Below are 21,562 nucleotides of genomic sequence, written 5' to 3' on the forward strand. Positions count from 1 at the left end.
ATTGGCATGAAAGCCGTTGTTTCGAAGTGCTATAGCATACACTAAACCGCCGCAGCCGGTCCGTTTTTGTCTGTTTGCCAACCTCGGGCGCGGCCGCGCCCGAAGGAAGCAAAGGGACGCTCGATCCAGCGCTCGCTGGCCCAGGCCAGCGGGTAGGCGATCAGCAGCGACAGCAGGCCGACCAGGATGCCGGTCGTTACCGGGTAGGCCCGGCTCGCTTCCAGGTGATTGGTCCAGGCGCCCCACAGGATGAACTGCACCGGCACGGTATACAGGTAATGGCTGAAGCTGACCCGGCCCAGCGCCTGGGCGAAACGGCCCTCCAGGAAGCGGTGCAGGCCGCTGCGCTGGCCGTGCAGCAGGCCGCCCACCAGGAAGGAGCAGCAGATTGCGGCGGTAATCACCGGTGCAATCGCACCGTGGTGGCCGGACAGCACGCGGCCAAAGACCGCCAGGAACAGCACCAGCCACCAGGCGCGCGCCGGCACCTGCTGCAACATGCCGCGCAGCGACGGCTCGGCCACCAGCATGCCGCCCATGAAGAACATGGCGTAGACGTGCATCGATGGCATGCCGAACATCAGCGGCATGTTCTGCAGCGCCTGCACGGAATACACAAAGGCCAGCAACAGCCCCGCCACGCCAAACACACCGCGCAGCAGCCAGGCGGCCAGGATCAGCGGCACCGCCAGCATTTCCGCCTGCAGCGTCGCGCTGGGGCCGTGGATCGGCGTCGAGAGCAGCAGGGCGTTATCGAGCAGGGCGCGCGCATCCCAATGCGGCAGGCCGGGAATATTGAACTGGCACAGGGCGAACATCAGCAGCAGGCATACCACCAGCGGCGGGTACAGGCGCAGCACGCGGTTGCGCGCGAAGGTCCAGGCAGTGACGAAGAAATTTCCGCCATCGCGCCGTTGCAGCGACATGCTGAGCACCGTGCCGGACAGCACGAAGAAGATCAGCACCGCCGTCTCGCCATGGAAAATGGTGAGGGCGATTTTGGCCCACAGGTTCTGGCTGTCAGCCGCCGCCTGGATCGGCTGGTACAGCACGCGGTCGATCAGCGACAGGTCATTGTGCAGGATGGCGTGGTAGATGGCGACTGCGGCGGCGGCAAAGCCGCGCAGGCCGTCCAGGGCGGGCGCACGGCTGGTCATGCGTAGGGGTCTGCGTAACCGAGGCCGGTAACGATTTCGGTTTCCAGCGCTTCCATTTCGGCCGCTTCCTCGTCGTCTTCGTGGTCGTAGCCCTGGGCGTGCAGCACGCCGTGGATCACCAGGTGGGCGGTATGTTCTTCCACGGTTTTCTTTTGCTCGGCCGCTTCGCGCTGCAGCACGTCGGTGCACAGGATGATGTCGGCGCGGGTCGGTTCGTCCTCGGCGATTTCCTCGCCTTCGTTGTAGGCGAAGGTCAGCACATTGGTGGCGTAGTCCTTGCCGCGGTAGTCGCGGTTCAGCTCCTGGCCTTCTTCCGCATCCACAAAGCGGATGGTGAATTCGGCTGGTGCGAACAGCGCCGCCTTGACCCATTTGCGGATCATGGGGCGGGTGATTTCTTCCTGCAGGCGCGGGTCGGCGTATTGGACGGAAAGGGTCAGCTTATTTTTTTCGGACATTGCGAACGGCCTTCACGGCGGCAGGTTTGACGGTTTGCAGCAGGGGCGCGACTTCGGCCGCCGCTTCCTGCGATTTTTCATAGGCGTCGACAATGCGCGCCACCAGCGGATGGCGCACCACGTCGGCGCTGGAGAACTGGCTGAAGGCGATACCGCGCACATTGCGCAGCACGTGCATGGCGTCGACCAGGCCGGACTTCTGGTGCTTCTGCAGGTCGACCTGGGTCACGTCGCCCGTCACCACGGCCTTGCTGCCAAAGCCGATACGGGTCAGGAACATCTTCATCTGTTCGACGGTGGTGTTCTGCGCCTCGTCCAGGATGACGAAGGCGTGGTTCAGCGTACGGCCGCGCATATAGGCCAGCGGGGCGATCTCGATCACCTGCTTCTCGAACATCTTCTGCGTGCGGTCGAAGCCGAGCAGGTCGTACAGCGCGTCGTACAGCGGGCGCAGGTACGGGTCAACTTTCTGCGTCAGGTCGCCCGGCAGGAAGCCCAGGCGCTCGCCCGCTTCCACCGCAGGGCGGGTCAGGATGATGCGCTTGACCGCGTCGCGCTCCAGCGCATCGACCGCGCAGGCCACCGCCAGGTAGGTCTTGCCGGTACCGGCCGGGCCGATGCCGAAGCTGATGTCGTGCTCCAGGATATTGCGCAGGTAGCGGATCTGGTGCGGCGTACGGCCGCGCAGGTCGTGGCGGCGCGTCTTCAGCTGCGGGCTGGTGATGTCCGGCTCGTGGAACGGCGGCTCTTCTTCGCCAGGGCCGAAATCGTCGGTCGCTTCGCTGGCGCGCTGCTCGACCAGGGCCAGCTGCACTTCCTCCACCGGCACCACCTTGTCGGCCACGTCGTAGAAGCGTTCCAGGATGGCGACCGCGCGTTCGGCATTGGTGCCGCTGACGATAAACTTCTCGCCGCGGCGGAAAATGGTCACGTCCAGCGCGGCGGAAATCTGGCGCAGGTTTTCATCGAGCGGGCCGCACAAATGGGCCAGGCGCGTGTTGTCCAGGGGTTCCGGGACGAAGTAGTGCGGTTGCACCGGTGTTTTTGTTTTCAAAGGTTTGCTTCTCCGCGCAGGGAGTAATCCAGGCTTTCAGTGATGCGCACATTGACCATCTGGCCGATCAGGGCTTGTGCGTTGGCGCCACCGTCGAAGTGGACGGTGCGGGTATTGCTGGCGCGGCCCTGCATTTCGTTGCCGCCGCGCTTGGACGGGCCTTCCACCAGCACCTGCATGGTCATGCCGACCATGGCGGCGCTGTGGCGCCTGGTGTTCTCGTCGAACAGCGCTTGCAGGCGCTGCAGGCGGGCCGATTTCACTTCTGCCGGCGTGTCGTCGGCCAGGTTGGCGGCCGGCGTGCCGGGGCGCTTGCTGAAGATGAAGCTGAAGCTGTTGTCGAAGTCGACGTCCTGCACCAGCTTATACATCGCGTCGAAATCCTCGTCGGTCTCGCCGGGGAAGCCGACGATGAAGTCCGATGAAATCACCACGTTCGGGCGCACCGCGCGCACCTTGCGGATGATGGACTTGTATTCCAGCGCCGTGTAGCCGCGCTTCATGGCGCCCAGGATCTTGTCCGAACCATGCTGGGCCGGCAGGTAGAGCTGGTCGGCCAGCTTGGGAATGCGCGCGTAGCAGTCGATCAGGCGCTGCGTGAATTCTTTCGGGTGGCTGGTGACGAAGCGGATCCGCTCAATGCCAGGGATCTCGGCCACGTATTCGATCAGCATGGCGAAATCGGCGATGCTGCCGTCAGCGGTCTCGCCACGGAAGGCATTCACGTTCTGGCCCAGCAGCATGACTTCCTTCACGCCCTGCGCGGCCAGGCCGGCGACTTCGGTCAGCACGTCCTCGAAGCGGCGCGACACTTCCTCGCCGCGGGTGTAAGGCACCACGCAATAGGAACAGTATTTGGAGCAGCCTTCCATGATGGAGACGTAGGCGAAAGCGCCTTCCACGCGTGCCGGCGGCAGGTGGTCGAACTTCTCGATCTCGGGGAAGCTGATGTCGATCTGCGGCTTGCCGGACTGGCGGCGCAATTCGATCATTTTCGGCAGGCGGTGCAGGGTCTGCGGGCCGAACACCACGTCCACCAGCGGCGCGCGCTTGACGATGGCTTCGCCCTCTTGCGAGGCAACGCAGCCGCCCACGCCGATCACCAGTTCAGGCTTGGCTTGCTTGAGTTTCTTGAAGGTGCCCAGGTCCGAAAACACCTTCTCCTGCGCCTTTTCGCGCACGGAGCAAGTGTTGAGGAGGATAACGTCCGCGTCTTCCGGGGTGTCGGTGCGCACCAGTCCCTCGGACGCGCCGAGCAGGTCTGCCATCTTGTCCGAGTCGTACTCGTTCATCTGGCAACCGAAGGTTTTGATAAATACTTTTTTCTGCATACCCGCAAGTTTACCGTAAATCGGCGCCCACCCCTTGAAATCAGGGCGCGCGAGGCCTAGAGTAAAAAGAGCAACTATTGCCGGAGAGACTGCCATGGCTGTCAATGGAGTAGGACCGACCACCCCGAATTTCCAGCAGGTCGACAACGCCGCCAACGAACGCCGCCTGGCTGAGCAACGCCAGCTGCGGCAGGAAGAGCAGCGTATCCGCGAACAGCAGGCCGAGCGCACCGAGCAAACTAACACCCGCCGTCAAGAAACTCAGGCGCTGGAGGCGGAGCGCGCCGCCCAGCAGCAAGACTTTCTGACCCGCCAGGACCTGTTGGCGCAAAATGCCCAGGCCAACCGCCCGACGCCGGGCACCCCAGCGCCGGGCAGCATCATTTCCGTTACCGCCTAAGGCAACGAAGTAACAATTTCCGTGAGGTTCTTTCGTGCGACACAGGAATAATGACTGTGTTGAAATGGCATTGTTGTCAAGATTTTCGCGGAATCATCGCTAAGTCTTGATGTTGAACAAGGCTCGCCTCGCAGTGCAGCATGAAAATTTGCTAACGCTGCAGGGCCCTTCCTCAACACCCCACTGTCAAGAGAGGATCATCATGGCACACCACGCTCTCGCTTCCCAGGAAAGCTACAACCCGAATCACCTGCTGGACATTCTGCTGGGCAAAATGCAATTGAAGAACGATGCTGCGCTGTCGCGCATGCTGGAAGTTGCGCCGCCCGTCATCAGCAAGATCCGCCACCACCGCTTGCCGGTCGGTGCATCCCTGCTGATCCGCATGCACGAGGTAACCGGCATGAGCATCCGCGAACTGCGCGACCTGATGGGCGACCGCCGCACCAAGTACCGCCTGTCGGACGCCCAGGGCCGCCCGAAACCAGAAGACAAGCCGGCCGGCGCCAGCACGCAGGGCGGCATGCAAGCCAGCGCCCACTGACGGCGCGCTTAAGCCAGCAGCACCATCGCGATTTCTTCGTATTGCAGTTCGGTCTCGCGGAACAGGTGCAGGCAGGTCTCTTCGCTCAGGTTGAGCGCCTGCCAGGCGACGGTGGAAACGGGCGGCACCAGGTCGTCCGGTTTCTGCACCAGGTCGAGCCCATGCACGACCGCATCCGCCACGTGGATGATGGTGGCCAGGAAGCCGGCGCCCGGCTTCTCCGGCTCATGGTGGCCGGCAATCGCCAGCCGCATCGTATCTGAAAAATTCCAATGCTCGGCGAGCGCCAGCCCGGCTTCGACATGGTCGATGCCGATCACCGCGCGCTCAGCCTCCAGCGTGTAGCAGTCCTTATCCTTCTGGTAGACAATCACTTCCGCATACAGCTCAGGGAAGCTGGACACCAGCACCAGGCGGCCGATATCGTGCAGCAGCCCGGCGGTGAACGCATAGTCCTGGTTGAAGCGCACATGGCGCGCCAGCACTTTGGCGCAGGCAGCCGTGGCGATCGAATGGCGCCAGAACGTGCGGTGGTCAAAGCCCGGGCATTGCTTGTCGGCAAAGCAGCCGGTGACCGCGGCGGCGGTAATCAGGTTGCGCGTGCTCTGGAAACCGAGAAAGGTGATCGCTTGCTGAATAGTAGTAACTTTGACCTGCAAGCCGAACAGCGATGAATTGGCCAGGCGCAGCGTCTTGGCGGTCAGGGCCTGGTCGTGTGACACCTTCTTGGCCAGCACGGCGATATCGATCTCTTCCTGATCGATGCTGTTGAGCAGTTCCATCACGACGGCCGGCAGCGAAGGCAGGTCGTCCAGGTTTTTCACCACGTCGTCATAAGTGAGCGTTGCGCTCATGCAGCCTCCTTGCCGACGCGGAAATCGGTGATCAGCTTACGCAGGGAATTGGCTGCCCAGTCTTCGCCATTGTCCGGGTCGTGGCGGCGGAACAGTACGGCAATGCGTTCCAGCTGGGCCTCGCGCTGGGCGGCGGTCTGGACCGGATCGGCCGGGGTGTCGTCGACCACGGCCAGCGATTCGACGCCATGGCCGGGCATACGTTCCAGCATCTTGTCGGTCAGCACGGTGCCGGCCGGCAGCAGGACCTGGCCTTGCTTGTCGAGCAGTTCGTCGGATAGCACCATGCCGGCTTGGACTTCAGCCAGCGGCAGGTGGCGGTAGGTGGCCGTCATTCTTTTCTTCTCCCTGGTAAGCAAGTCAGATCTTACCAAAGTGCAGCGGAGGCATCACCTCTTAAAATCTTGCCAAGCGACACTGGTTCCCGTACATTGCTATGAATTGGGGGAGGGACTTAATGTTTGGTATCCAAGGCCGGCTGACTGCACTGTTCGTGGTGATCGTCACCGTGGTGCTGGGAATTTCCGGTACTTATGCGCAGTACAGCCTGGGTCATGAATTGGAAGTGGCAAACCAGCGCCTGCGCGAGGGCGTGCTGACGCGTTTGCAAACCAGCCTGCCGTCCGCCCTGTGGGACCTGGACAAGGCCAAGGTCGACAATATCGTCGCGGCTGAAATGCTGCCACCTGAGCTGGTGGCGATCCGCGTCTACGATACCTCGGTCGGCCTGTTCTCCGGCAAGCGCCGCAAGGAAGACGGCTCCATCGTCCCCATCGAATCCGAAACGACAGTGACCGGTGCGCCGGTGGTGGCCGACCTGGCCTACCGCGACGCGGGCGCCGCCGGCAGCGCGCTCAAGCCGGTCATCGTGGGCCGCGTGGTGGTCAATTTCAGCCGCGCCCAGATCGACGCCACCCTGGCTGCCGAGGTGCGCCGCAAAGTGGTGGAAGTACTGACCCTGGACCTGATCCTGGTGGTGGCGTTGGCGCTATCGCTGCGCATCGTGTTCGACCCGCTCAAGAAACTGCGCGACGGTCTGTTTGAACTGGCGACGCGCGGCACGGAGGAAGTGGAAGAGCTGCCGGAAAAACGCAGCGATGAACTGGGCGATGTGATCCGCGGCTTCAATGCCATCCAGCGCAAGGTTAAGTCGATTCTCAAACGCACCCGCGAGGCGGAGGACCAGGCGCGCCGCTCGGCGCAGGAAACCGCGCAAGCGCTGGACGACTTGCAGCGCACCCAGGAATCGCTGCTGCAGGCGGAACGGCTGGCGTCGCTGGGCTCGCTGGTGGCGGGTGTCGCGCACGAAATCAATACGCCGGTCGGCATTGCCCTGACCAGCGCCTCGGTGCTGATGGATGCCACCACGGCGGTCGATGAGTCGATGAAGTCGGGCCAGGTCAAGAAATCGGAAATCCAGAAATACATCGAGACGGCGGGCGAAAGCGCGCGCCTGATCATGAACAATGCCTACCGCGCCGCGCACCTGATCCACAGTTTCAAGCAGATCGCGGTCGACCAGGTCAGCGAAGCGCGCCGCCGCTTCGAGCTGAAAGAGTACATCGGCGAGGTGGTGTCCAGCCTGCAGCCCAAGCTGAAGAAGACCCGCATCGTGGTGGAGATCAACTGCCCCGACGACATCATGCTCGACAGCTATCCGGGCGCGCTGGCGCAGGTCATCACCAACCTCACGCTGAACTGCGTGGAGCACGCCTTCGAACCGGATGGTGCGGGCAATATCAATATCAATGTGATCCCCGATGGCGAGATGATCGAGATGCAGGTGGTCGACAACGGCAAGGGCATTGCGCCCGATATGCTGGACAAGGTGTTCGACCCCTTCGTCACCACCCGCCGCGGCCAGGGCGGCACCGGACTGGGCCTGAACATTGTCTTCAACCTGATCGTCAAGCAGTTCGGCGGCACCATTTCCGTCACCAGCACGCAGGGGAAAGGCGCCAGCTTCGTGCTGCGTATCCCGCGTGAAACGCCGTCCGAGCACGGCGACGACAAGCATCCGGACGCCCCCCTGCATACCCCAGCTGCGAGCTGAGCGCCGCCACCCCTGCTTCTGCAGCATACTGGCGCCATGCAGGGAGAAGATTTTATGGGTAAGCGGCGTCTGATCGCTTTGCTGCGCGGCATCAATGTCGGACGCGCCAAGCGCGTCGCGATGGCCGATTTGCGCAAGGTGCTGAGTGAGATGGGGTACAGCGGCGTGCGTACGCTGCTCAACAGCGGTAATGTGGTGTTCGATTGCAACTCGGCCGATGCGGCCAGCAGTGCGGCGCGCATCGAGGATGCCCTGGTGCTGAAGCTGGGTGTGCCGGCCAAGGTGACCGTGCTGGATGCGGCCCGGTTGGCCGAAATCGTCGAGCAAAACAGCCTGGAGGCGGTAGCCAGCGACCATTCGCGCCTGGTGGTGGCCGTTCTCAATAATCCGGATGAAGACCGCAGCAAACTGGAGCCGCTCGCCAGCCAGAGCTGGCAGCCGGAGGCTTTTGCGTTGGGCCGCCACGCTGCCTATATCTGGTGTCCGAACGGGGTGCTGGCCAGCCACGCGGCAGCCGCGATGGGCAGGGCGCTGGGCGATGGCGTCACCTCGCGCAACTGGAGTACGATCAGCAAACTGCACGCCCTGGCGTGTACATAGTTGGAAATTCGCGACTATTGCCTCGCCGCCCTTGGCGCGGCGCGCCTTGAGCGTCTAGAATCGGTTGTTCGCAATTTTGTCAGAGAAGCAATGAAAATGAGTGATACGCTACGCGGCGCCCTGATTCTTGGCGCCGTGGTTGTAGCCCTGGTGATTGGCGGTTTCGCCGTGTCCGACAATGGCTGGCAGAAAGTCAGCTGCGTTGGCCGCGCCATTGTCGGTGGTGTGTCGCTCACCAGTATCCACAGTGTCTGCGGCTTTTAATTCAGCCGCCCCGGGCGCGCCGCTCGGTCACTGACTCCAGACCTACTCCCCAGTTGTCGGTTTCCACCTCGTCGATGATGACGAAGGTGGTGGCCGGGTCTTTGTCCAGCACCTCCTGCAGCATGCGCGTGGTGCGGGCGATCAGCTCCTTCTTCTGCTGCGTGGTCGGGCCGCCGCGTTCGCGGGTTACCTTGATGTTCACGTAGGGCATGGCAGCCTCCTTACCAGTTGCCGGCGGCAGCGCCGTCGTCGACCGTCAGCACGTGGCCAGAGATGAATTTCGATTCGGTCAGGTATAGCACCGCATCGGCGATATCCTCCGCCGAACCCAGGCGATGGGTCGGCACCAGGCCCTTCAGGAATTCCTGAGTCCCGTCATCCTTGCTGTGCATCGGCGTGCTGATGATGCCCGGCGCCACTGCATTGACCTTGATGTTCTTGCTGGCGACTTCCAGCGCCAACGCCTGGGTGGCCATATTCAGGCCGCCCTTGATCAGCACCGGCAGCAGGGCGGTGGCTTTCGGCGGCGTCACGCCGAGGCTGGCGGTGATGTTGACGATATGGCCGCCGCCGTTTGCTTCCATATGGCGCACCGCTTCCTGCGCCGGGAACAGGAATCCCTTCAGGTTGGTCGACACCAGGGCATCCGTGTCGGCCTCGGTGTAATCGACGGCAGGCTTGGCGATGAAAATGCCGGCGTTATTGACCAGCACATCGACCTTGCCGAAGCGCGCCTTGGCTTGCGCGAACAGCGCCTTGGCGGTGTCCGGGGCCGCGATATCGCCGGCCACCGGCAGGAAGTTGGCCGGATTGCCCAACTGGGCGGCGGCGGTTTGCAGGCGGTCCATGGTGCGGGCATTGCCGACCACGTTGTAGCCGCGTGCCAGGTAGGCTTTGGCGATGGCGAAGCCCAGGCCGCTCGAGGCGCCGGTGACGATCACAGTTTTAGTCATTTCGAACTCCATGGTTCAGTTAAGGTGAGTCCACTATACTTATGACGTAGAAGTTGATAAATTGGGTTTTGAGCAAATAACTTGATACATGGGGTAATGAATGCAGCGGCATTTTGACGATATGCAGCTGGGCAGCATCGAGTTGTTCGTGCTGGCGGGGGAGCAGGGCAGTTTTACCGCAGCGGCCAATATGGCGGGCGTCACGCCGGCGGCCGTGAGCCGCTCGATATCGCGCCTGGAGGAGCGGCTGGGCGTACGCCTGTTCGTGCGCACCACGCGCCAGATCCGCCTGACCGACAGCGGCCGGGCGTATTTCGAGCAATGCCGCCAGGCCTTGTCGCAGCTGGTGGAAGCGGAACGCGAGGTGACCGGCCAGCAGTCGGCGCCGGCCGGCAAGCTGCGCATCAGCGCGCCCACGCCCTATGCGCATTACCGCCTGCTGGAGCAGGTGGCGGCGTTCCGCCAGCGCTACCCCGAGGTGCAGGTCGAAGTCCATATCAGCAACCGCAATATCGATTTCGCCGAAGAGGGCTATGACCTGGCCGTGCGCGGGCGCCTGCCGCAGGATTCAAGCCTGATCGCGCGCAAGCTGGAAGACGCGGCGCTGGTGCTGGTGGCCTCGCCCGCCTACCTGAAACGGCGCGGCACGCCCAAGGCCATCGACGAACTGGCGCAGCATGACTGCATCTACTTCGAACTTCCCAGCACGGGGCGGCTGGTGCCGTGGACCTTCCGCATCGACGGCGATATACGCGAGCTGGCGACCAGCGAGGCCGTGGTGTGCGCCGACGATTTCCTGGGCCTGAACACCATGGCCTTGCATGGCGGCGGCATCGCGCACACCTACCGCTTTACCGTGGAACGCGAACTGGCCAGCGGCGCGCTGGTGGAAGTGCTGCCGCAATACAGCGGCTGCACGCGCCCGTTCTACCTGATCTACCCGCACGCCCGCCACCTGCCGCTGCGCGTACGCAGCTTCGTCGACGCCCTGTTAGACTAGGCGTTTTCGAGGATTGTAATCGATGAAAGCAAACAAAGTCGCACTGATGCTGGCCTGCCTGGCGCTGGCCGCCTGCAGTAGCAGCAAGAAAACCGTGGAATACACCGGCCCGGCCACCGCCTCCAACCCGCAAGTGCTGTTACTGGGCGAAGTCCATGACAATAAGGACGGCCACAAGCTGCGCTTCGAAGACCTGCAGCGCCGGGTGGAAGCGGGTTGGCGCCCAGCCATCGCGATGGAGCAGTTCGACCGCGAAACGCAGGGCCTGCTGGACGACGCGCAAAAAGGCTGCCTGGACGCCTCCTGCGTGATCAAGGTGATGAACGGCAAGCGCTGGGAATGGCAGTACTACCACCCGGTGATCCAGCTGGCGCTGACCCACCAGCTGCCGCTGATTGCCGCCAACCTGTCGCGCAACGACGCCTCCAAGGTGGTGCGCGACGGCGTCGCCTCCAGCTTCGATGCCGCCACTGTCGCTGCCTACAAGCTGAAAGACCCGCTGCCCGCAGACCTGCGCCGCGGCCAGGAGAAGGCGATTCAGGAAGGCCACTGCAATATGGTGTCCGAGATGATGCTGCCCGGGATGGTCGATGCCCAGGTGGCGCGCGACATCTGGATGGCCAAGCTGATCCGCGCCCAGCAGCCGCGCGACGTGGTGCTTATCGCCGGCAATGGGCACGTGCGCAAAGACATTGGCGTGCCGCGTTGGCTGAATGCTATTGAACCCAAGCTGACTGTCCGCACCATAGGCTTTGTCGAGCCGGATGGCCTGCAAGGCAGCTATGACGAAATCCGCAAGATCCCCGTGCAAAAGCGCACAGACCCTTGCGCAAAATTCAAGTAAACTATCGGCCCTGCCGACCCCCAATACAAACAGGAGCAAAGAATGCAGATCGCAGGTGAAATGCTGATTGGACAAACCGCCTTCAAAGGCAGCGCCGGCCAGATGAAGGCGACCGACCCGGCCCGCAATATCGAGATCGAGCCGGCATTCGGCATGGCCACCGCCGCCGACCTGCAGCGCGCCTGCGAACTGGCCGCGCAAGCATTCGACTCCTACCGCGAAACCACGCTGGAAAAGCGCGCGCAATTCCTGGAGCAAGTGGCGCAGAACATCATCGACATCGGCCCGCAGCTGATCGAGCGCGCCATGCAGGAGTCCGGCCTGCCGCAAGCCCGCCTGGAAGGTGAGCGCGGCCGCACCGTCAACCAGCTGCGCCTGTTCGCCGGCGTGGTGCGCGACGGCCTGTTCCTGGGTGCCACCCTGGACTCCGCGCTGCCAGAGCGCGTGCCGCCGCGCGCCGACCTGCGCATGCGCAAGATCGGCGTCGGCCCGGTAGCCGTCTTCGGCGCCTCCAACTTCCCGCTGGCGTTCTCGGTGGCTGGCGGTGATACCGCCTCCGCACTGGCTGCCGGCTGCCCGGTGGTGGTGAAGGCGCACCCTGCGCACCTCGGCACCTCCGAACTGGTGGGCAAGGCGATCCAGAAAGCGGTGAAAGACTGCGGCCTGCACGAAGGCGTGTTCTCGCTGGTGATTGGCGATGTGCAGATCGGCGGCGACCTGGTGGCGCATCCCGCCATCAAGGCGGTGGGCTTCACCGGCTCGCGCGGCGGCGGCCTGGCCCTGGTGCGCATCGCCCAGGCGCGCAAGGAACCGATCCCTGTGTATGCCGAGATGGCCTCGATCAATCCGGTATTCCTGCTGCCGGGCGCACTGAAGACCGGCGCCGCCCGCATCGCGCAAGGCTTCGCCGATTCCCTGACCATGGGCTCCGGCCAGTTCTGCACCAACCCGGGCCTGCTGATCGGTATTGAAGGTCCTGAGCTGAACGAATTCGCCGCCGCCGCTGCCGCAGCCGTGCAGGCCAAGCCTTCGACCACCATGCTGACCCCTGGCATCCATAAATCGTACGAAGCGGGCGTCGGCAAGCTGTCCGCGCTCGATAAGGTGGAACTGCTGGCGCAAGGCGGCGCAGGCAGCACCGCATGCGCCGCGCAGCCGCACCTGTACAGCACGGACGTCGACACCTTCCTCTCCACGCCAGCGCTGGAAGACGAGAACTTCGGCCCCAGCTCGGTATTGGTACGCTGCCGCGATGCCGCTGACCTGCGCCGCATCGCCGAGCATGTGGAAGGCCAGCTGACCTCCACCGTGCACGCCACCGCCGATGACCGCGAGATCGCTGCCGGCCTGCTGCCTACCCTGGAGCGCAAGGCCGGCCGCATCCTGTTCAACGGCTTCCCGACCGGTGTAGAGGTGGCGCACGCCATGGTGCACGGCGGCCCGTTCCCGTCCACCTCCGACCCGCGTTCGACCTCGGTCGGCGCCACCGCCATCGACCGCTTCCTGCGTCCGGTGTGCTACCAGGACGCGCCGGAATGGGCGCTGCCTTCGACCCTGGCCAACGGCAACCCGCAGAACGTGCCGCGCGTAGTGGATGGCAAGATCCAGCCGGGCGCGTAAGCCCGGTCGATCGTGATAAGGTGAGCCGCATGATGGAAACTGTCTACAAAGCAGAGCAGCCCACCCGGGCTGACATCGATGCGCTCACCGGGCCGGCGGTGCTGGAATTCGGCACCAACTGGTGCGGCTACTGCCGCGGCGCCCAGCCGGCCATTGCGGAGGCGTACCGCGAGTACGCCAACATCCCGCACTTCAAAGTCGAGGACGGGCCCGGCCGCCTGCTGGGCCGCGCCTTCCGCATCAAACTGTGGCCGACCGTGGTCTTCCTGAAAGACGGCAAGGAAGTCGCCCGCGTCGTGCGCCCGGAAGACGCCGACGAACTGCGTGAAGGCTTCGCCCAGATCGCCGGCGCCTAAGCCGGCAGCAGCAGCGCCACCACCTGGTCCCGGTTCGCCAGCACAAAGGCGCGGAACTGCGGCTCCTTCACCGCCAGCCTGACCACGCCTGGCAGCAAGGTATAACAAACATCCGCCACCGACTCGATGGCGCGCTCATTGCGCAGTGCCGCCGCCAGGGCGGCCTCGCCACCCAGCTTGCTGACTATCGTTTCGCGATGCTCGGCCACGATGCGGGCCATTGGGCTCATCAGGTCTGCCATGCCTGCCTCCTCGGTGTGGAAGGCCAGTGTAGGCGCGGCACATAGTGCGGGTACTGAGCAATCTCAAACTGCTTGTCGAAAAAATTTACATTCCCCCCGTGGTGGCAGAAAAACCTCAATGAATTCAATGCTGGCACAGTTGATGCTGTGAACGTTTGGGCAGGAAATCGTCCTGTTCATGCGAGGAGGTCCCATGAAACTGCCAATTGCTTCCGCATTCCTGGCGGCATTGTTGACTGCCACTTCTGCCGGGGCGGGCATCATCACGTTTGAGGCCGCAGGCAGCAATGCCGCAGCGATTACCCCGACACGCGATGCCTTCCGGGTTGCCGTAGGAGGCGGAGCAGTGGCCGGCGCCAACGGCTCGTTCGGCGGACTGCGCCGCGAAATCAATTGGGACGGCGTGCCGGACATCTTTGCCGACCCCAATCTTTTGCCGGGCAACTTCTTCAACGTCAATTCGCCACGCGGCGTGGTGTTCAGCACCCCGGGCACTGGATTCCTTGTCAGCGCCAATGCGGGCGGTGTGGCGCCACCCCTATTCGGCTTCCCCAACGACTTCCAGACATTCAGCCCGCAGCGCCTGTTCACCGCGATCAATAGCAATATCACGGACGTGACCTTCTTTGACCCCGGCACGGCGACAGCCGCCACGACCTCCGCCTTCGCCGCGGTCTTCGTCGACGTGGAAGTCGCCTCCCTGACCAAGCTTGAATTTTTCGACGAGTTCGGAGCGTTGCTCTATGCCCGCAATGTGCTGGTCGGAGGAAACCAGGGCTTAAGCTTCTTGGGCGGGGTCGCCGATGCCGGCGAGAGGATAGGGCGGGTCCGGATAACAGCTGGCCTGAACACCATCCTCGCCAACGGTGTGCTCGGCAACCCAAATGACGACGTGGTGGTGATGGACGATTTCCTGTACGCGGAACCGCTGGCAAGTACCAGCGTCCCCGAACCCGCAACCGTCGCGCTGTTCGCCCTCGGCCTGGTTGGCTGCTTCGCCAGCCTGCGCCGCCGCCCGCGCTAAAATCCGGCTGGAAAACAAAAAAGCCTGAACCGTTTCCGGATCAGGCTTTCTTGAGAATCTTGGTGGTGATAGGTGGACTTGAACCACCGACCCTAGCATTATGAATGCTATGCTCTAACCAACTGAGCTATATCACCGCGGTCGTACATTGTAGCTTAATTTGGTGGTGATAGGTGGACTTGAACCACCGACCCTAGCATTATGAATGCTATGCTCTAACCAACTGAGCTATATCACCGCAAGGCCAGCATTATCGGTGCTGGTGGGGCATCTGTCAAGAATTGTTTAGGCCGTGGCTATTTTTGCAAGCACCAGTTGCTGCAGCTTTTGCGCCGCGTCCGGGGCGCAGCAATCGACCACGATCCGCTCCGGCATCGAGCGCAGCCAGGTTAGCTGGCGCTTACATAGCTGGCGGGTGGCGATGATGCCGGTTTCGCGCATGGCGGCGTAATCGATGCTGCCGTCCAGGTACTCCCAGGCCTGGCGGTAGCCCACGCAGCGGATCGACGGCAGGCCAAGATGCAGGTCGCCACGGGCGCGCAAGGCTTTCACTTCTTCCAGGAAGCCGGAATCCAGCATGATGTCGAAACGGCGTGCGATGCGTTCGTGCAGCCAGGCGCGGTCGGATGGTTCGAGCGCGTAGGACACCAGCTCGAACGGCAGTTCTTCCTTCTCGCGCTGGGCCAGCAGCTCGGACATCGGCTTGCCGGACAGGGCGTGGATTTCCAGTGCGCGCTGGATGCGCTGGGAGTCGTTGGGCTTGAGGCGGGCGGCGGTTTCCGGATCGACGGCAGCCAGGCGCTTATGCATGGCGGGCCAGCCGATACGGGCGGCTTCCTCGTCCAGCTGCGCGCGCAGGGCGGCATCGGCGCCGGGCAGGTCGTCCAGGCCGTCGGCCAGGCCTTTGTAGTACAGCATGGTGCCGCCCACCAGCAAAGGCACTTTGCCGCGCGCGCTGATTTCTTCGACCAGGCGCAGGGTATCGGTGCGGAACTGGGCCACCGAGTAGGAGTCCAGCGGGTCGATGATGTCGATCAGGTGGTGCGGGACGGCGTCCAGCTCTTCGCGGGTCGGCTTGGCGGTGCCGATATCCATGCCGCGATACACCAGGGCCGAATCGACGGAGATGATCTCGCACGGCACATGCTGGGCGATGGCCAGCGCGGAGGCGGTTTTGCCGGAGGCGGTCGGCCCCATGATGGCGACCGCCAGCGGGCGCTTGGTGGACTGCTTCATCACTTACTGGCCGCGCAGGAAGAGTTTATCCAGCGCGCTGATGTCGATCTGCACCCAGGTCGGGCGGCCGTGGTTGCACTGGTCGGCGCGTTCGGTCGCTTCCATGTGGCGCAGCAGGGCGTTCATTTCCGGCACCGCCAGGATGCGGTTGGCGCGCACGGCGGTGTGGCAGGCCAGGGTGCCCAGCAGCTCGTTGCGGCGCTCGATCAGCACGCGCGAGCCGCCGTATTCGCGCACGTCGCGGATCACGTCGCGCGCCAGGGTCTGGGCGTCGGCGTTTTTCAGCAGGGCCGGGACGGCGCGCACGGCCAGCGTGGTCGGCGACATCACGGCAATGTCAAAGCCGAGCGTTTTCAGGGTGTCGCCGTGTTCCTGCACGGTGCCGACTTCCACCGCATCGGCGTAGAAGGTGACGGGGATCAGCAGGTTTTGCACCGACATCTCGGTACCGTCGATCTGGGCGTCGAGCGCGTTTTTCAGCTGCTCGTACAGGATGCGTTCGTGCGCTGCGTGCATGTCGACCAGCACCAGGCCTTTGCTGTTCTGGGCCAGGATGTAGATACCGTGCAGCTGCGCCAGGGCGAAGCCGAGGGGGAATTCTTCGCCGGCCAATTGCGCCGAGCTGGCGGCGATCGGCGCGGCTTGCGGCAGCGCGTAGTCGGAAGAAGCGCGGAAGCCGTTGCCGCCGTCGGCTGCGGAGGCGCCGTTGCCGGCCGAGCTATCGCGTGCATCGGGCGCCCACAGCGCGCCATAGCGTTCGGTGCTTTGCGCCACGCCGCCGCCCGCACTGCCGGCGCCGAATGGCGATGGCGAGAACGTCGGGCGATATTCAGGATTCAGGATGGAGCCGAAGCTGGTCTGCTGCTGCGGGCGCCATACGGGGCCGGTGGCATTCAGGTTGTCGGCTGCCGGCAGCGGCGACGGCACGCTGCCGTGCGAGGTGGCCGAGGTGGCGGCCAGCGCGCGCTGCACTGCATGGAACACAAACTGGTGCACTGCGCGGCCATCGCGGAAGCGCACTTCGATCTTGGACGGGTGCACGTTCACGTCCACCAGCGCCGGGTCGAGGTCGAGCGCCAGCACGTAGGACGGATAGCGGTCGCCGTGCAGCACGTCTTCATACGCCGCGCGCACCGCATGCACCAGCAGCTTGTCGCGCACGAAGCGGCCGTTGACGTAGAAGTACTGGCTGTCGGCGCGGCCTTTGGAGGCGGTCGGCAGGCCGGCGAAGCCGTGGATGCGCAGTACGCCGGAGCCTTCGTCCAATGCCAGGCGCGCTTCCTCGAAATTGCTGCCCAGGATCTGCGCGCTGCGCTTGGCCATATCGCTGACCATCCAATGGTCGACGGTCTTGCCGTTGTGGCTCAGGGTGAAGGACACGTCCGGGCGGGCCAGGGCGATGCGGCGTACCACCTCCGCGCAGTGGCCGAATTCGGTCTGCTCGGATTTCAGGAACTTGCGGCGCGCCGGGGTGTTGAAGTACAGGTCGCGCACATCGATGGTGGTGCCGGGGGCGCCGGAGGAGGGCACCACGGTGCCTTCATGCGAGCCTTGCAGCTCCCAGGCATGGGCGCCGTCGGCGGTACGGGAAGTCAGGGTGACGGCGGCCACGGAGGCGATCGAGGCCAGCGCCTCGCCGCGGAAACCGAGGGTGCCGACGTTTTCCAGGTCGTCCAGCGAGGCGATTTTCGAGGTCGCATGGCGCGCCAGGGCCAGCGGCATCTGGTCGGGCGGGATGCCCTTGCCGTTGTCAGTAATGCAAATGCGTTTGACGCCGCCTTCCTCCAGCCGCACCGTGATCTGGGTCGAACCGGCATCCAGCGCGTTTTCCAGCAGCTCCTTGACGACGGCGGAAGGACGTTCCACCACCTCGCCGGCGGCGATCTGGGAAATCAACTGGTCTGGGAGGGCCCGGATCGGGCGAGGTGGGGTTGGGGCGTTCATTGCCACATTATAATAAATGTCCACTTCGGGGTCAGGAACGAATGTGGACAATTATTGGTAATGTGCATTAATTGTCCACATTCGTTCCTGACCCCAAAGTGGACAAAAATTGCGTTACTTCACTTCGCGGACCGGGATCGGGACGTTGCACAGGTCAACGTGGCCGGCGGCGTATTTGGTCCATGGGCCGCCGCGGTTGCGCTGGGCTTCCACCACGGACTTGAAGCTGGCCGATTCGGTGCGCATGATTTCGAACTTGGTGCGCTCGGCTTCCGGCACGTCGGCCATCAGCTTGACCGATTTGATCGGCACGTACTGTTCTTCTTTCTCATACATGCCCATCGGCGCCGGGCCGCGCGGCAGCACGGACAACAGCGGCATGCCGCTCACAATGCGTCCCACTACGGTGATATTGCGGTCCAGGTGGCGCGGCGAGTTGCCGATCACCGCGTACAGGGTGCCGCCGTTGCCGCTGTCGGACTCATTGCCGCGCGCTACGCCCACCATGCCGTAGCAGTGCGCCAGCCAGGTCTGGCCCGATTTCGGGTCGCGCGCTGCCGGGAAGCCGTTCGAGTGGCCCACCTGCGGCGCGTAGCCGTCCTTGTCGGGGATGCGGGTGAACTGGGTGTCGTTCTTCATCGGCACCGTGAATTCCTGCTCCAGCTTGGCCTTGGCAGTGCCCAGCTCCTTCGGCTTGTTGTCGCGCGGGTCGCCCCACTGCACCACCCAGTTATCCTGCGAGCGGTAGATCCACAGGCCGTCCCAGTAGCCTTCCTTGGCCATGGTGCGGATATTGGCGGCGTGGTTCGGCGCAAAGGCCGGCGCCAGTTCAATGATCACGCGGCCCGAAGGCAGGTCCATGTAGAGGGTGTTGGCCGGGTCCAGCTGGCGCCATTCGGTCGGCTTGGAGGCTTTGACGATGTCGCCGACGGTCGGCTTGGGTGGCAATTCCTTGGTAGGGGCGGCCACGGCTGCCAGGGGCAGGGCCAAAGCCAGTACGGCAGGCAAACAGGACTTCACTAGTGTCTCCTTTGTGGGGTTTCTAAGCCGGTTCTAAGTTGCCGGGCAATTTTAGCCTGTAAGATGGACAGTTTGGTATGATTCCCGCCGCAACCTTTTGGGATAAATAATGGATTTCGTTCAATTGCTGGACATGCTGGTCCACGTAGACCGTGCGATGGGCACCCTGATCGCGCAGTACGGTGTATATGTCTATGCACTGCTGTTTGCCATCGTCTTCTGCGAGACCGGCCTGGTCGTGCTGTTCTTCTTCCCCGGCGATACGCTGCTGTTCATCGCGGGTGCCTTCTGCGCCACCGGCGAGATGAACCTGGGACTGCTGATGTTCCTGCTTTCGACTGCCGCAATTTTGGGCAATACCACCAATTACTGGATCGGCGAGGCCATCGGCCAGCGGGTCTATACGCAGAACTACCGCTGGATCAACAAGGATGCACTGAACCGCACCCACGAATTCTTCGAGAAGCACGGCGGCAAAACCATCATCCTGGCGCGCTTCGTGCCGGTGGTGCGTACCTTTGCGCCGTTCGTGGCGGGCGTGTCGGACATGACGCATGCGCGCTTCCAGCTGTTCAACGTGATCGGGGCCCTGGCCTGGGTCGTGTCGCTGTGCGTGGCTGGATACATCTTTGGCAACCATCCGTTTGTGCAGAAGCACCTGACCGCCATCGTGCTGGCCGGTATCAGCGCAGCCCTGGTGCCGATGGCGCTGGGCGGTGCCTGGAAGCTGACGCGCCGAGTGTTGAAACGTTAAGCCGCACTCAAGTTTTCCCACAGCGCAACCGTTAACCGGAGAAACAGTTCTCTCCTCCGGATTAACATGCGTAACTTGATCGCCTTGTCGGCCTGCTGCCTCGTTATAGGGACGGCAGGCGCCGCCGATCCTCCGCCTTCCAAAGGCGTGCCCAATATTCGCCCGAACCTGGCGGCAGCTGCTGCCGCGGACAAGGCGAATATGGAGCAGGGCGCCAAGCCGGCTGAAAAGCCTAAATACGTCCCGCCAGTCCGCAAGAACGCCAACGCGCAGCGTGAGGAAGAGGCGCGCGCCGAGGCCGAACTGTCCGAGAAAATCGCCCAGCGCCTGGCAGAAATGCGCGCCAACCAGGCGGCCCGCATTGCCGCTGCCGAAAAGGCGCGCAAGCAGCAGGCTGCCAAGACCGCCGCAGCGGCAGCTGCGGCCAAGGCGCCGCCGCCGCGCGTGTATGGCACCCATTGGACTTATGAGGGCGAATTCGGCCCGGCCAACTGGCACAAGATCAATTCCGACTGGGCAAAGTGCTCGACCGGCAACCGCCAGTCGCCGATCGATATCCGCGATGGCATGAAGGTGGACCTGGAGCAGATCGCCTTCGACTACCGTCCTTCCGGCTTCAGCGTGACCGACAACGGCCACACCGTGCAGGTGGCGGTCGGCCCCGGCAACTACCTGAGCGTGGCGGGCCGCACTTTCGAGCTGCAGCAGTTCCACTTCCATCGCCCGGCCGAGGAGCGCATCAACGGCAAGGGTTTCGAGATGGTGGTGCACCTGGTGCACAAGGATGTGGAAGGCAAGCTGGCGGTGCTGGCGCTGCTGCTGGAGCGCGGCAAGCCGCAGCCGACCATCCAGACCGTGTGGAACAACCTGCCGCTGGAGAAGGGCGATACGGCCACGCCGTCCATCGTACTGGACCCGAACGACCTGCTGCCGCAGCGCCGCGATTACTACACCTTTATGGGGTCGCTGACCACGCCGCCGTGCACCGAGGGCGTGCTGTGGCTGGTGATGAAGGAGCCGGTGCAGGCCTCCCCATCGCAAATGGCTTTGTTCAGCCGCCTCTATCCATTCAATGCGCGCCCGGTGCAGGCCGGCGGCGGCCGCATGATCAAGGAATCAAACTGATGGTGTGAAGGCCGGTCCATTCGGCGCCGGCCGCCAGCACCTGCTTGTCCACGCGGGCAGGCTCAATGCAGACGAAGCGGCGGTAGTCGTTGTCGTCCATGTCGGCGGTGGCTGCTGCGCCTTCCGCGCCCGGATTCCAAACCACCCATTCCGAGAAGCCTTGCTGCTCCAGCTGCAGCGTGCCGGCGCCCGTCTGCAGGCGCAGTTGCGGGGTGGCGGGGCGGATGTCGTCCAGCGCGCCGCTGAAGGGCATGCCGTCCAGCGCGGCCTGGTCGAATTCCTTTACGGCGAAGTAGGTGTGCAGGGCGCCGGCCCAGCTGAAGTCCTGCGGGCCGGTATTGCGCACGGTGTAGCGCATGGTGAGCGCGTCGCCTTTCAGTTCGAAGCGCAGGCGCAGTTCAAAGGCGCGCGGCCAGGATTGGAAGTGGTTGCGCGGCAGGTCGGTCTGGGCCAGTACCAGCTCGGCCCAGTCGTTGCCTTGCTCGGCCAGGCGCCAGGTGGCGGTGCGGGCGAAACCGTGGCGCAGGCCGTCGCCGCGCGTGGCGAACTGGGGGAAGATGACCGGCACGCCGCCGCGGATCGCGGCGCTGCCGTCGAGCTTTGAACGCTGGCTGAGGAACAGGCGCTCCTTGCCGTCCGCAGTTTTCCACGACATCAGGTGAGCACCGAACAATGAGATGGTGGCTGCGGCGCCTTGCGGGGTGGAGATGCGGACTTCGTTCATACGCT

General features: G+C 63.7%; 25 protein-coding genes and 2 tRNA genes. 12 read left to right on the forward strand and 15 right to left on the reverse strand.

Annotated features, from left to right (window positions below; all coding sequences use genetic code 11):
- Positions 1–41: 41 nt before the first annotated feature.
- The 4 genes from AAHE99_RS11000 to miaB are packed head-to-tail and all read right to left on the reverse strand — an operon-like array spanning position 42 to position 4,000.
- Positions 42–1,157 (reverse strand): acyltransferase family protein, encoded by a 1,116-nt coding sequence (locus AAHE99_RS11000; RefSeq protein WP_342117208.1) that lies wholly within the window; start codon positions 1,155–1,157, stop codon positions 42–44.
- A complete protein-coding gene (ybeY, locus tag AAHE99_RS11005; protein WP_342117209.1) occupies positions 1,154–1,615 on the reverse strand; it encodes an rRNA maturation RNase YbeY in 462 nt (153 codons plus the stop codon). The genes AAHE99_RS11000 and ybeY overlap by 4 nt, the downstream gene beginning before the upstream one ends.
- Positions 1,599–2,669 (reverse strand): PhoH family protein, encoded by a 1,071-nt coding sequence (locus AAHE99_RS11010; protein ID WP_342117211.1) that lies wholly within the window; start codon positions 2,667–2,669, stop codon positions 1,599–1,601. Before AAHE99_RS11010 ends, ybeY begins: the two co-directional genes overlap by 17 nt.
- Positions 2,666–4,000 (reverse strand): tRNA (N6-isopentenyl adenosine(37)-C2)-methylthiotransferase MiaB, encoded by a 1,335-nt coding sequence (gene miaB / locus AAHE99_RS11015; RefSeq protein ID WP_342117213.1) that lies wholly within the window; start codon positions 3,998–4,000, stop codon positions 2,666–2,668. The genes AAHE99_RS11010 and miaB overlap by 4 nt, the downstream gene beginning before the upstream one ends.
- Before the next feature lie 94 nt (positions 4,001–4,094).
- Between miaB and AAHE99_RS11020 the strand changes: the two genes are divergently transcribed.
- Both AAHE99_RS11020 and AAHE99_RS11025 read left to right on the forward strand, forming a co-directional pair.
- Positions 4,095–4,400, forward strand: coding sequence for a hypothetical protein (locus tag AAHE99_RS11020; protein WP_342117215.1), 306 nt, complete (start codon positions 4,095–4,097; stop codon positions 4,398–4,400).
- 202 nt (positions 4,401–4,602) lie between these two features.
- Entirely contained in the window at positions 4,603–4,944 is a 342-nt protein-coding gene (locus AAHE99_RS11025) for a hypothetical protein (RefSeq protein WP_342117216.1), read from the forward strand.
- An 8-nt stretch (positions 4,945–4,952) separates the two neighbouring features.
- Here AAHE99_RS11025 and AAHE99_RS11030 read toward each other — a convergent pair whose 3' ends face one another.
- Positions 4,953–5,798: an HDOD domain-containing protein gene (locus tag AAHE99_RS11030; RefSeq protein WP_342117218.1), complete on the reverse strand. Its 846-nt coding sequence runs from the start codon at positions 5,796–5,798 to the stop codon at positions 4,953–4,955.
- Positions 5,795–6,133: a hypothetical protein gene (locus AAHE99_RS11035; protein WP_342117219.1), complete on the reverse strand. Its 339-nt coding sequence runs from the start codon at positions 6,131–6,133 to the stop codon at positions 5,795–5,797. The genes AAHE99_RS11030 and AAHE99_RS11035 overlap by 4 nt, the downstream gene beginning before the upstream one ends.
- A 122-nt stretch (positions 6,134–6,255) precedes the next feature.
- On the opposite strand from AAHE99_RS11035, the gene AAHE99_RS11040 reads away from it, so the two are divergent.
- From AAHE99_RS11040 to AAHE99_RS11050, 3 genes are all read left to right on the forward strand, one after another.
- Positions 6,256–7,851 carry a sensor histidine kinase gene (locus tag AAHE99_RS11040; protein WP_342117220.1) on the forward strand — a complete coding sequence of 532 codons (1,596 nt, stop codon included), beginning with the start codon at positions 6,256–6,258 and terminating at the stop codon, positions 7,849–7,851.
- A gap of 54 nt (positions 7,852–7,905) precedes the next feature.
- On the forward strand, positions 7,906–8,451 hold the full coding sequence (locus AAHE99_RS11045) for a DUF1697 domain-containing protein (RefSeq protein WP_342117222.1): 546 nt from the start codon (positions 7,906–7,908) through the stop codon (positions 8,449–8,451).
- Between the two features lie 90 nt (positions 8,452–8,541).
- Entirely contained in the window at positions 8,542–8,715 is a 174-nt protein-coding gene (locus tag AAHE99_RS11050; protein WP_342117224.1) for a hypothetical protein, read from the forward strand.
- A gap of 1 nt (position 8,716) precedes the next feature.
- Here AAHE99_RS11050 and AAHE99_RS11055 read toward each other — a convergent pair whose 3' ends face one another.
- Positions 8,717–8,926 (reverse strand): tautomerase family protein, encoded by a 210-nt coding sequence (locus AAHE99_RS11055; RefSeq protein ID WP_342117226.1) that lies wholly within the window; start codon positions 8,924–8,926, stop codon positions 8,717–8,719.
- 10 nt (positions 8,927–8,936) lie between these two features.
- Positions 8,937–9,668, reverse strand: coding sequence for an SDR family NAD(P)-dependent oxidoreductase (locus tag AAHE99_RS11060; RefSeq protein ID WP_342117227.1), 732 nt, complete (start codon positions 9,666–9,668; stop codon positions 8,937–8,939).
- 100 nt (positions 9,669–9,768) lie between these two features.
- On the opposite strand from AAHE99_RS11060, the gene AAHE99_RS11065 reads away from it, so the two are divergent.
- From AAHE99_RS11065 to AAHE99_RS11080, 4 genes are read left to right on the forward strand one after another with little or no spacing between them, the layout of a single operon-like run.
- The gene (locus tag AAHE99_RS11065; protein WP_342117229.1) at positions 9,769–10,668 is read left to right on the forward strand and encodes a LysR family transcriptional regulator; all 900 of its coding nucleotides are present in this window, start codon (positions 9,769–9,771) and stop codon (positions 10,666–10,668) included.
- Positions 10,669–10,690: 22 nt separating this feature from the next.
- Positions 10,691–11,512 (forward strand): ChaN family lipoprotein, encoded by an 822-nt coding sequence (locus tag AAHE99_RS11070; RefSeq protein WP_342117230.1) that lies wholly within the window; start codon positions 10,691–10,693, stop codon positions 11,510–11,512.
- A 42-nt stretch (positions 11,513–11,554) separates the two neighbouring features.
- Positions 11,555–13,132: an aldehyde dehydrogenase (NADP(+)) gene (locus AAHE99_RS11075; protein WP_342117231.1), complete on the forward strand. Its 1,578-nt coding sequence runs from the start codon at positions 11,555–11,557 to the stop codon at positions 13,130–13,132.
- Between the two features lie 32 nt (positions 13,133–13,164).
- Entirely contained in the window at positions 13,165–13,488 is a 324-nt protein-coding gene (locus AAHE99_RS11080) for a thioredoxin family protein (protein ID WP_342117267.1), read from the forward strand.
- On the opposite strand, the gene AAHE99_RS11085 is transcribed toward AAHE99_RS11080, so the two are convergent.
- Positions 13,485–13,730, reverse strand: coding sequence for a hypothetical protein (locus AAHE99_RS11085; protein ID WP_342117233.1), 246 nt, complete (start codon positions 13,728–13,730; stop codon positions 13,485–13,487). The two genes, AAHE99_RS11080 and AAHE99_RS11085, sit on opposite strands and share 4 nt — an antisense overlap.
- Before the next feature lie 193 nt (positions 13,731–13,923).
- Here AAHE99_RS11085 and AAHE99_RS11090 point away from each other — a divergent pair, with 193 nt between their 5' ends.
- Positions 13,924–14,754: a PEP-CTERM sorting domain-containing protein gene (locus AAHE99_RS11090; RefSeq protein ID WP_342117235.1), complete on the forward strand. Its 831-nt coding sequence runs from the start codon at positions 13,924–13,926 to the stop codon at positions 14,752–14,754.
- Between the two features lie 60 nt (positions 14,755–14,814).
- Here the strand turns inward: AAHE99_RS11090 and AAHE99_RS11095 are convergent.
- The 5 genes from AAHE99_RS11095 to AAHE99_RS11115 all read right to left on the reverse strand — a co-directional run bounded on the left by AAHE99_RS11095 (position 14,815) and on the right by AAHE99_RS11115 (position 18,954).
- Positions 14,815–14,891, reverse strand: a tRNA-Met gene (locus tag AAHE99_RS11095).
- Positions 14,892–14,915: 24 nt separating this feature from the next.
- Positions 14,916–14,992 (reverse strand) — tRNA-Met (locus tag AAHE99_RS11100).
- Between the two features lie 47 nt (positions 14,993–15,039).
- Positions 15,040–15,990: a tRNA (adenosine(37)-N6)-dimethylallyltransferase MiaA gene (gene miaA, locus AAHE99_RS11105; RefSeq protein ID WP_342117236.1), complete on the reverse strand. Its 951-nt coding sequence runs from the start codon at positions 15,988–15,990 to the stop codon at positions 15,040–15,042.
- Between the two features lie 3 nt (positions 15,991–15,993).
- Positions 15,994–17,934: a DNA mismatch repair endonuclease MutL gene (gene mutL / locus AAHE99_RS11110; RefSeq protein ID WP_342117238.1), complete on the reverse strand. Its 1,941-nt coding sequence runs from the start codon at positions 17,932–17,934 to the stop codon at positions 15,994–15,996.
- A 114-nt stretch (positions 17,935–18,048) separates the two neighbouring features.
- Positions 18,049–18,954 (reverse strand): peptidylprolyl isomerase, encoded by a 906-nt coding sequence (locus AAHE99_RS11115; RefSeq protein WP_342117241.1) that lies wholly within the window; start codon positions 18,952–18,954, stop codon positions 18,049–18,051.
- A 109-nt stretch (positions 18,955–19,063) separates the two neighbouring features.
- Here AAHE99_RS11115 and AAHE99_RS11120 point away from each other — a divergent pair, with 109 nt between their 5' ends.
- Both AAHE99_RS11120 and AAHE99_RS11125 read left to right on the forward strand, forming a co-directional pair.
- Positions 19,064–19,708, forward strand: a complete 645-nt coding sequence (locus AAHE99_RS11120) for a VTT domain-containing protein (RefSeq protein WP_342117242.1) — start codon at positions 19,064–19,066, stop codon at positions 19,706–19,708.
- A 66-nt stretch (positions 19,709–19,774) separates the two neighbouring features.
- Positions 19,775–20,833, forward strand: a complete 1,059-nt coding sequence (locus AAHE99_RS11125) for a carbonic anhydrase (RefSeq protein ID WP_342117243.1) — start codon at positions 19,775–19,777, stop codon at positions 20,831–20,833.
- Here the strand turns inward: AAHE99_RS11125 and AAHE99_RS11130 are convergent.
- Complete coding sequence (locus AAHE99_RS11130; RefSeq protein WP_342117244.1) at positions 20,817–21,557, reverse strand: D-hexose-6-phosphate mutarotase; 741 nt, start codon at positions 21,555–21,557, stop codon at positions 20,817–20,819. The two genes, AAHE99_RS11125 and AAHE99_RS11130, sit on opposite strands and share 17 nt — an antisense overlap.
- Positions 21,558–21,562 lie beyond the last annotated feature (5 nt).

Origin of the sequence: Pseudoduganella sp. OTU4001 (genome assembly GCF_038440195.1) — a bacterium.
In the GTDB taxonomy this organism is placed as follows: Bacteria; Pseudomonadota; Gammaproteobacteria; order Burkholderiales; family Burkholderiaceae_D; genus Rugamonas.

What these genes read in the sequence shown, in the direction of transcription:
- AAHE99_RS11060 (WP_342117227.1), bottom strand. Translation starts at nt 9,668, where the DNA reads ATGACTAAAACTGTGATCGTCACCGGCGCCTCGAGCGGCCTGGGCTTC.
- AAHE99_RS11030 (WP_342117218.1), bottom strand. Translation starts at nt 5,798, where the DNA reads ATGAGCGCAACGCTCACTTATGACGACGTGGTGAAAAACCTGGACGAC.
- AAHE99_RS11040 (WP_342117220.1), top strand. Translation starts at nt 6,256, where the DNA reads ATGTTTGGTATCCAAGGCCGGCTGACTGCACTGTTCGTGGTGATCGTC.
- AAHE99_RS11000 (WP_342117208.1), bottom strand. Translation starts at nt 1,157, where the DNA reads ATGACCAGCCGTGCGCCCGCCCTGGACGGCCTGCGCGGCTTTGCCGCC.
- AAHE99_RS11020 (WP_342117215.1), top strand. Translation starts at nt 4,095, where the DNA reads ATGGCTGTCAATGGAGTAGGACCGACCACCCCGAATTTCCAGCAGGTC.
- AAHE99_RS11035 (WP_342117219.1), bottom strand. Translation starts at nt 6,133, where the DNA reads ATGACGGCCACCTACCGCCACCTGCCGCTGGCTGAAGTCCAAGCCGGC.
- miaB (WP_342117213.1), bottom strand. Translation starts at nt 4,000, where the DNA reads ATGCAGAAAAAAGTATTTATCAAAACCTTCGGTTGCCAGATGAACGAG.
- mutL (WP_342117238.1), bottom strand. Translation starts at nt 17,934, where the DNA reads ATGAACGCCCCAACCCCACCTCGCCCGATCCGGGCCCTCCCAGACCAG.
- ybeY (WP_342117209.1), bottom strand. Translation starts at nt 1,615, where the DNA reads ATGTCCGAAAAAAATAAGCTGACCCTTTCCGTCCAATACGCCGACCCG.
- AAHE99_RS11025 (WP_342117216.1), top strand. Translation starts at nt 4,603, where the DNA reads ATGGCACACCACGCTCTCGCTTCCCAGGAAAGCTACAACCCGAATCAC.
- AAHE99_RS11050 (WP_342117224.1), top strand. Translation starts at nt 8,542, where the DNA reads ATGAAAATGAGTGATACGCTACGCGGCGCCCTGATTCTTGGCGCCGTG.
- AAHE99_RS11125 (WP_342117243.1), top strand. Translation starts at nt 19,775, where the DNA reads ATGCGTAACTTGATCGCCTTGTCGGCCTGCTGCCTCGTTATAGGGACG.
- AAHE99_RS11055 (WP_342117226.1), bottom strand. Translation starts at nt 8,926, where the DNA reads ATGCCCTACGTGAACATCAAGGTAACCCGCGAACGCGGCGGCCCGACC.
- AAHE99_RS11130 (WP_342117244.1), bottom strand. Translation starts at nt 21,557, where the DNA reads ATGAACGAAGTCCGCATCTCCACCCCGCAAGGCGCCGCAGCCACCATC.
- AAHE99_RS11120 (WP_342117242.1), top strand. Translation starts at nt 19,064, where the DNA reads ATGGATTTCGTTCAATTGCTGGACATGCTGGTCCACGTAGACCGTGCG.
- AAHE99_RS11080 (WP_342117267.1), top strand. Translation starts at nt 13,165, where the DNA reads ATGGAAACTGTCTACAAAGCAGAGCAGCCCACCCGGGCTGACATCGAT.
- AAHE99_RS11090 (WP_342117235.1), top strand. Translation starts at nt 13,924, where the DNA reads ATGAAACTGCCAATTGCTTCCGCATTCCTGGCGGCATTGTTGACTGCC.
- AAHE99_RS11065 (WP_342117229.1), top strand. Translation starts at nt 9,769, where the DNA reads ATGCAGCGGCATTTTGACGATATGCAGCTGGGCAGCATCGAGTTGTTC.
- AAHE99_RS11085 (WP_342117233.1), bottom strand. Translation starts at nt 13,730, where the DNA reads ATGGCAGACCTGATGAGCCCAATGGCCCGCATCGTGGCCGAGCATCGC.
- AAHE99_RS11075 (WP_342117231.1), top strand. Translation starts at nt 11,555, where the DNA reads ATGCAGATCGCAGGTGAAATGCTGATTGGACAAACCGCCTTCAAAGGC.
- miaA (WP_342117236.1), bottom strand. Translation starts at nt 15,990, where the DNA reads ATGAAGCAGTCCACCAAGCGCCCGCTGGCGGTCGCCATCATGGGGCCG.
- AAHE99_RS11070 (WP_342117230.1), top strand. Translation starts at nt 10,691, where the DNA reads ATGAAAGCAAACAAAGTCGCACTGATGCTGGCCTGCCTGGCGCTGGCC.
- AAHE99_RS11045 (WP_342117222.1), top strand. Translation starts at nt 7,906, where the DNA reads ATGGGTAAGCGGCGTCTGATCGCTTTGCTGCGCGGCATCAATGTCGGA.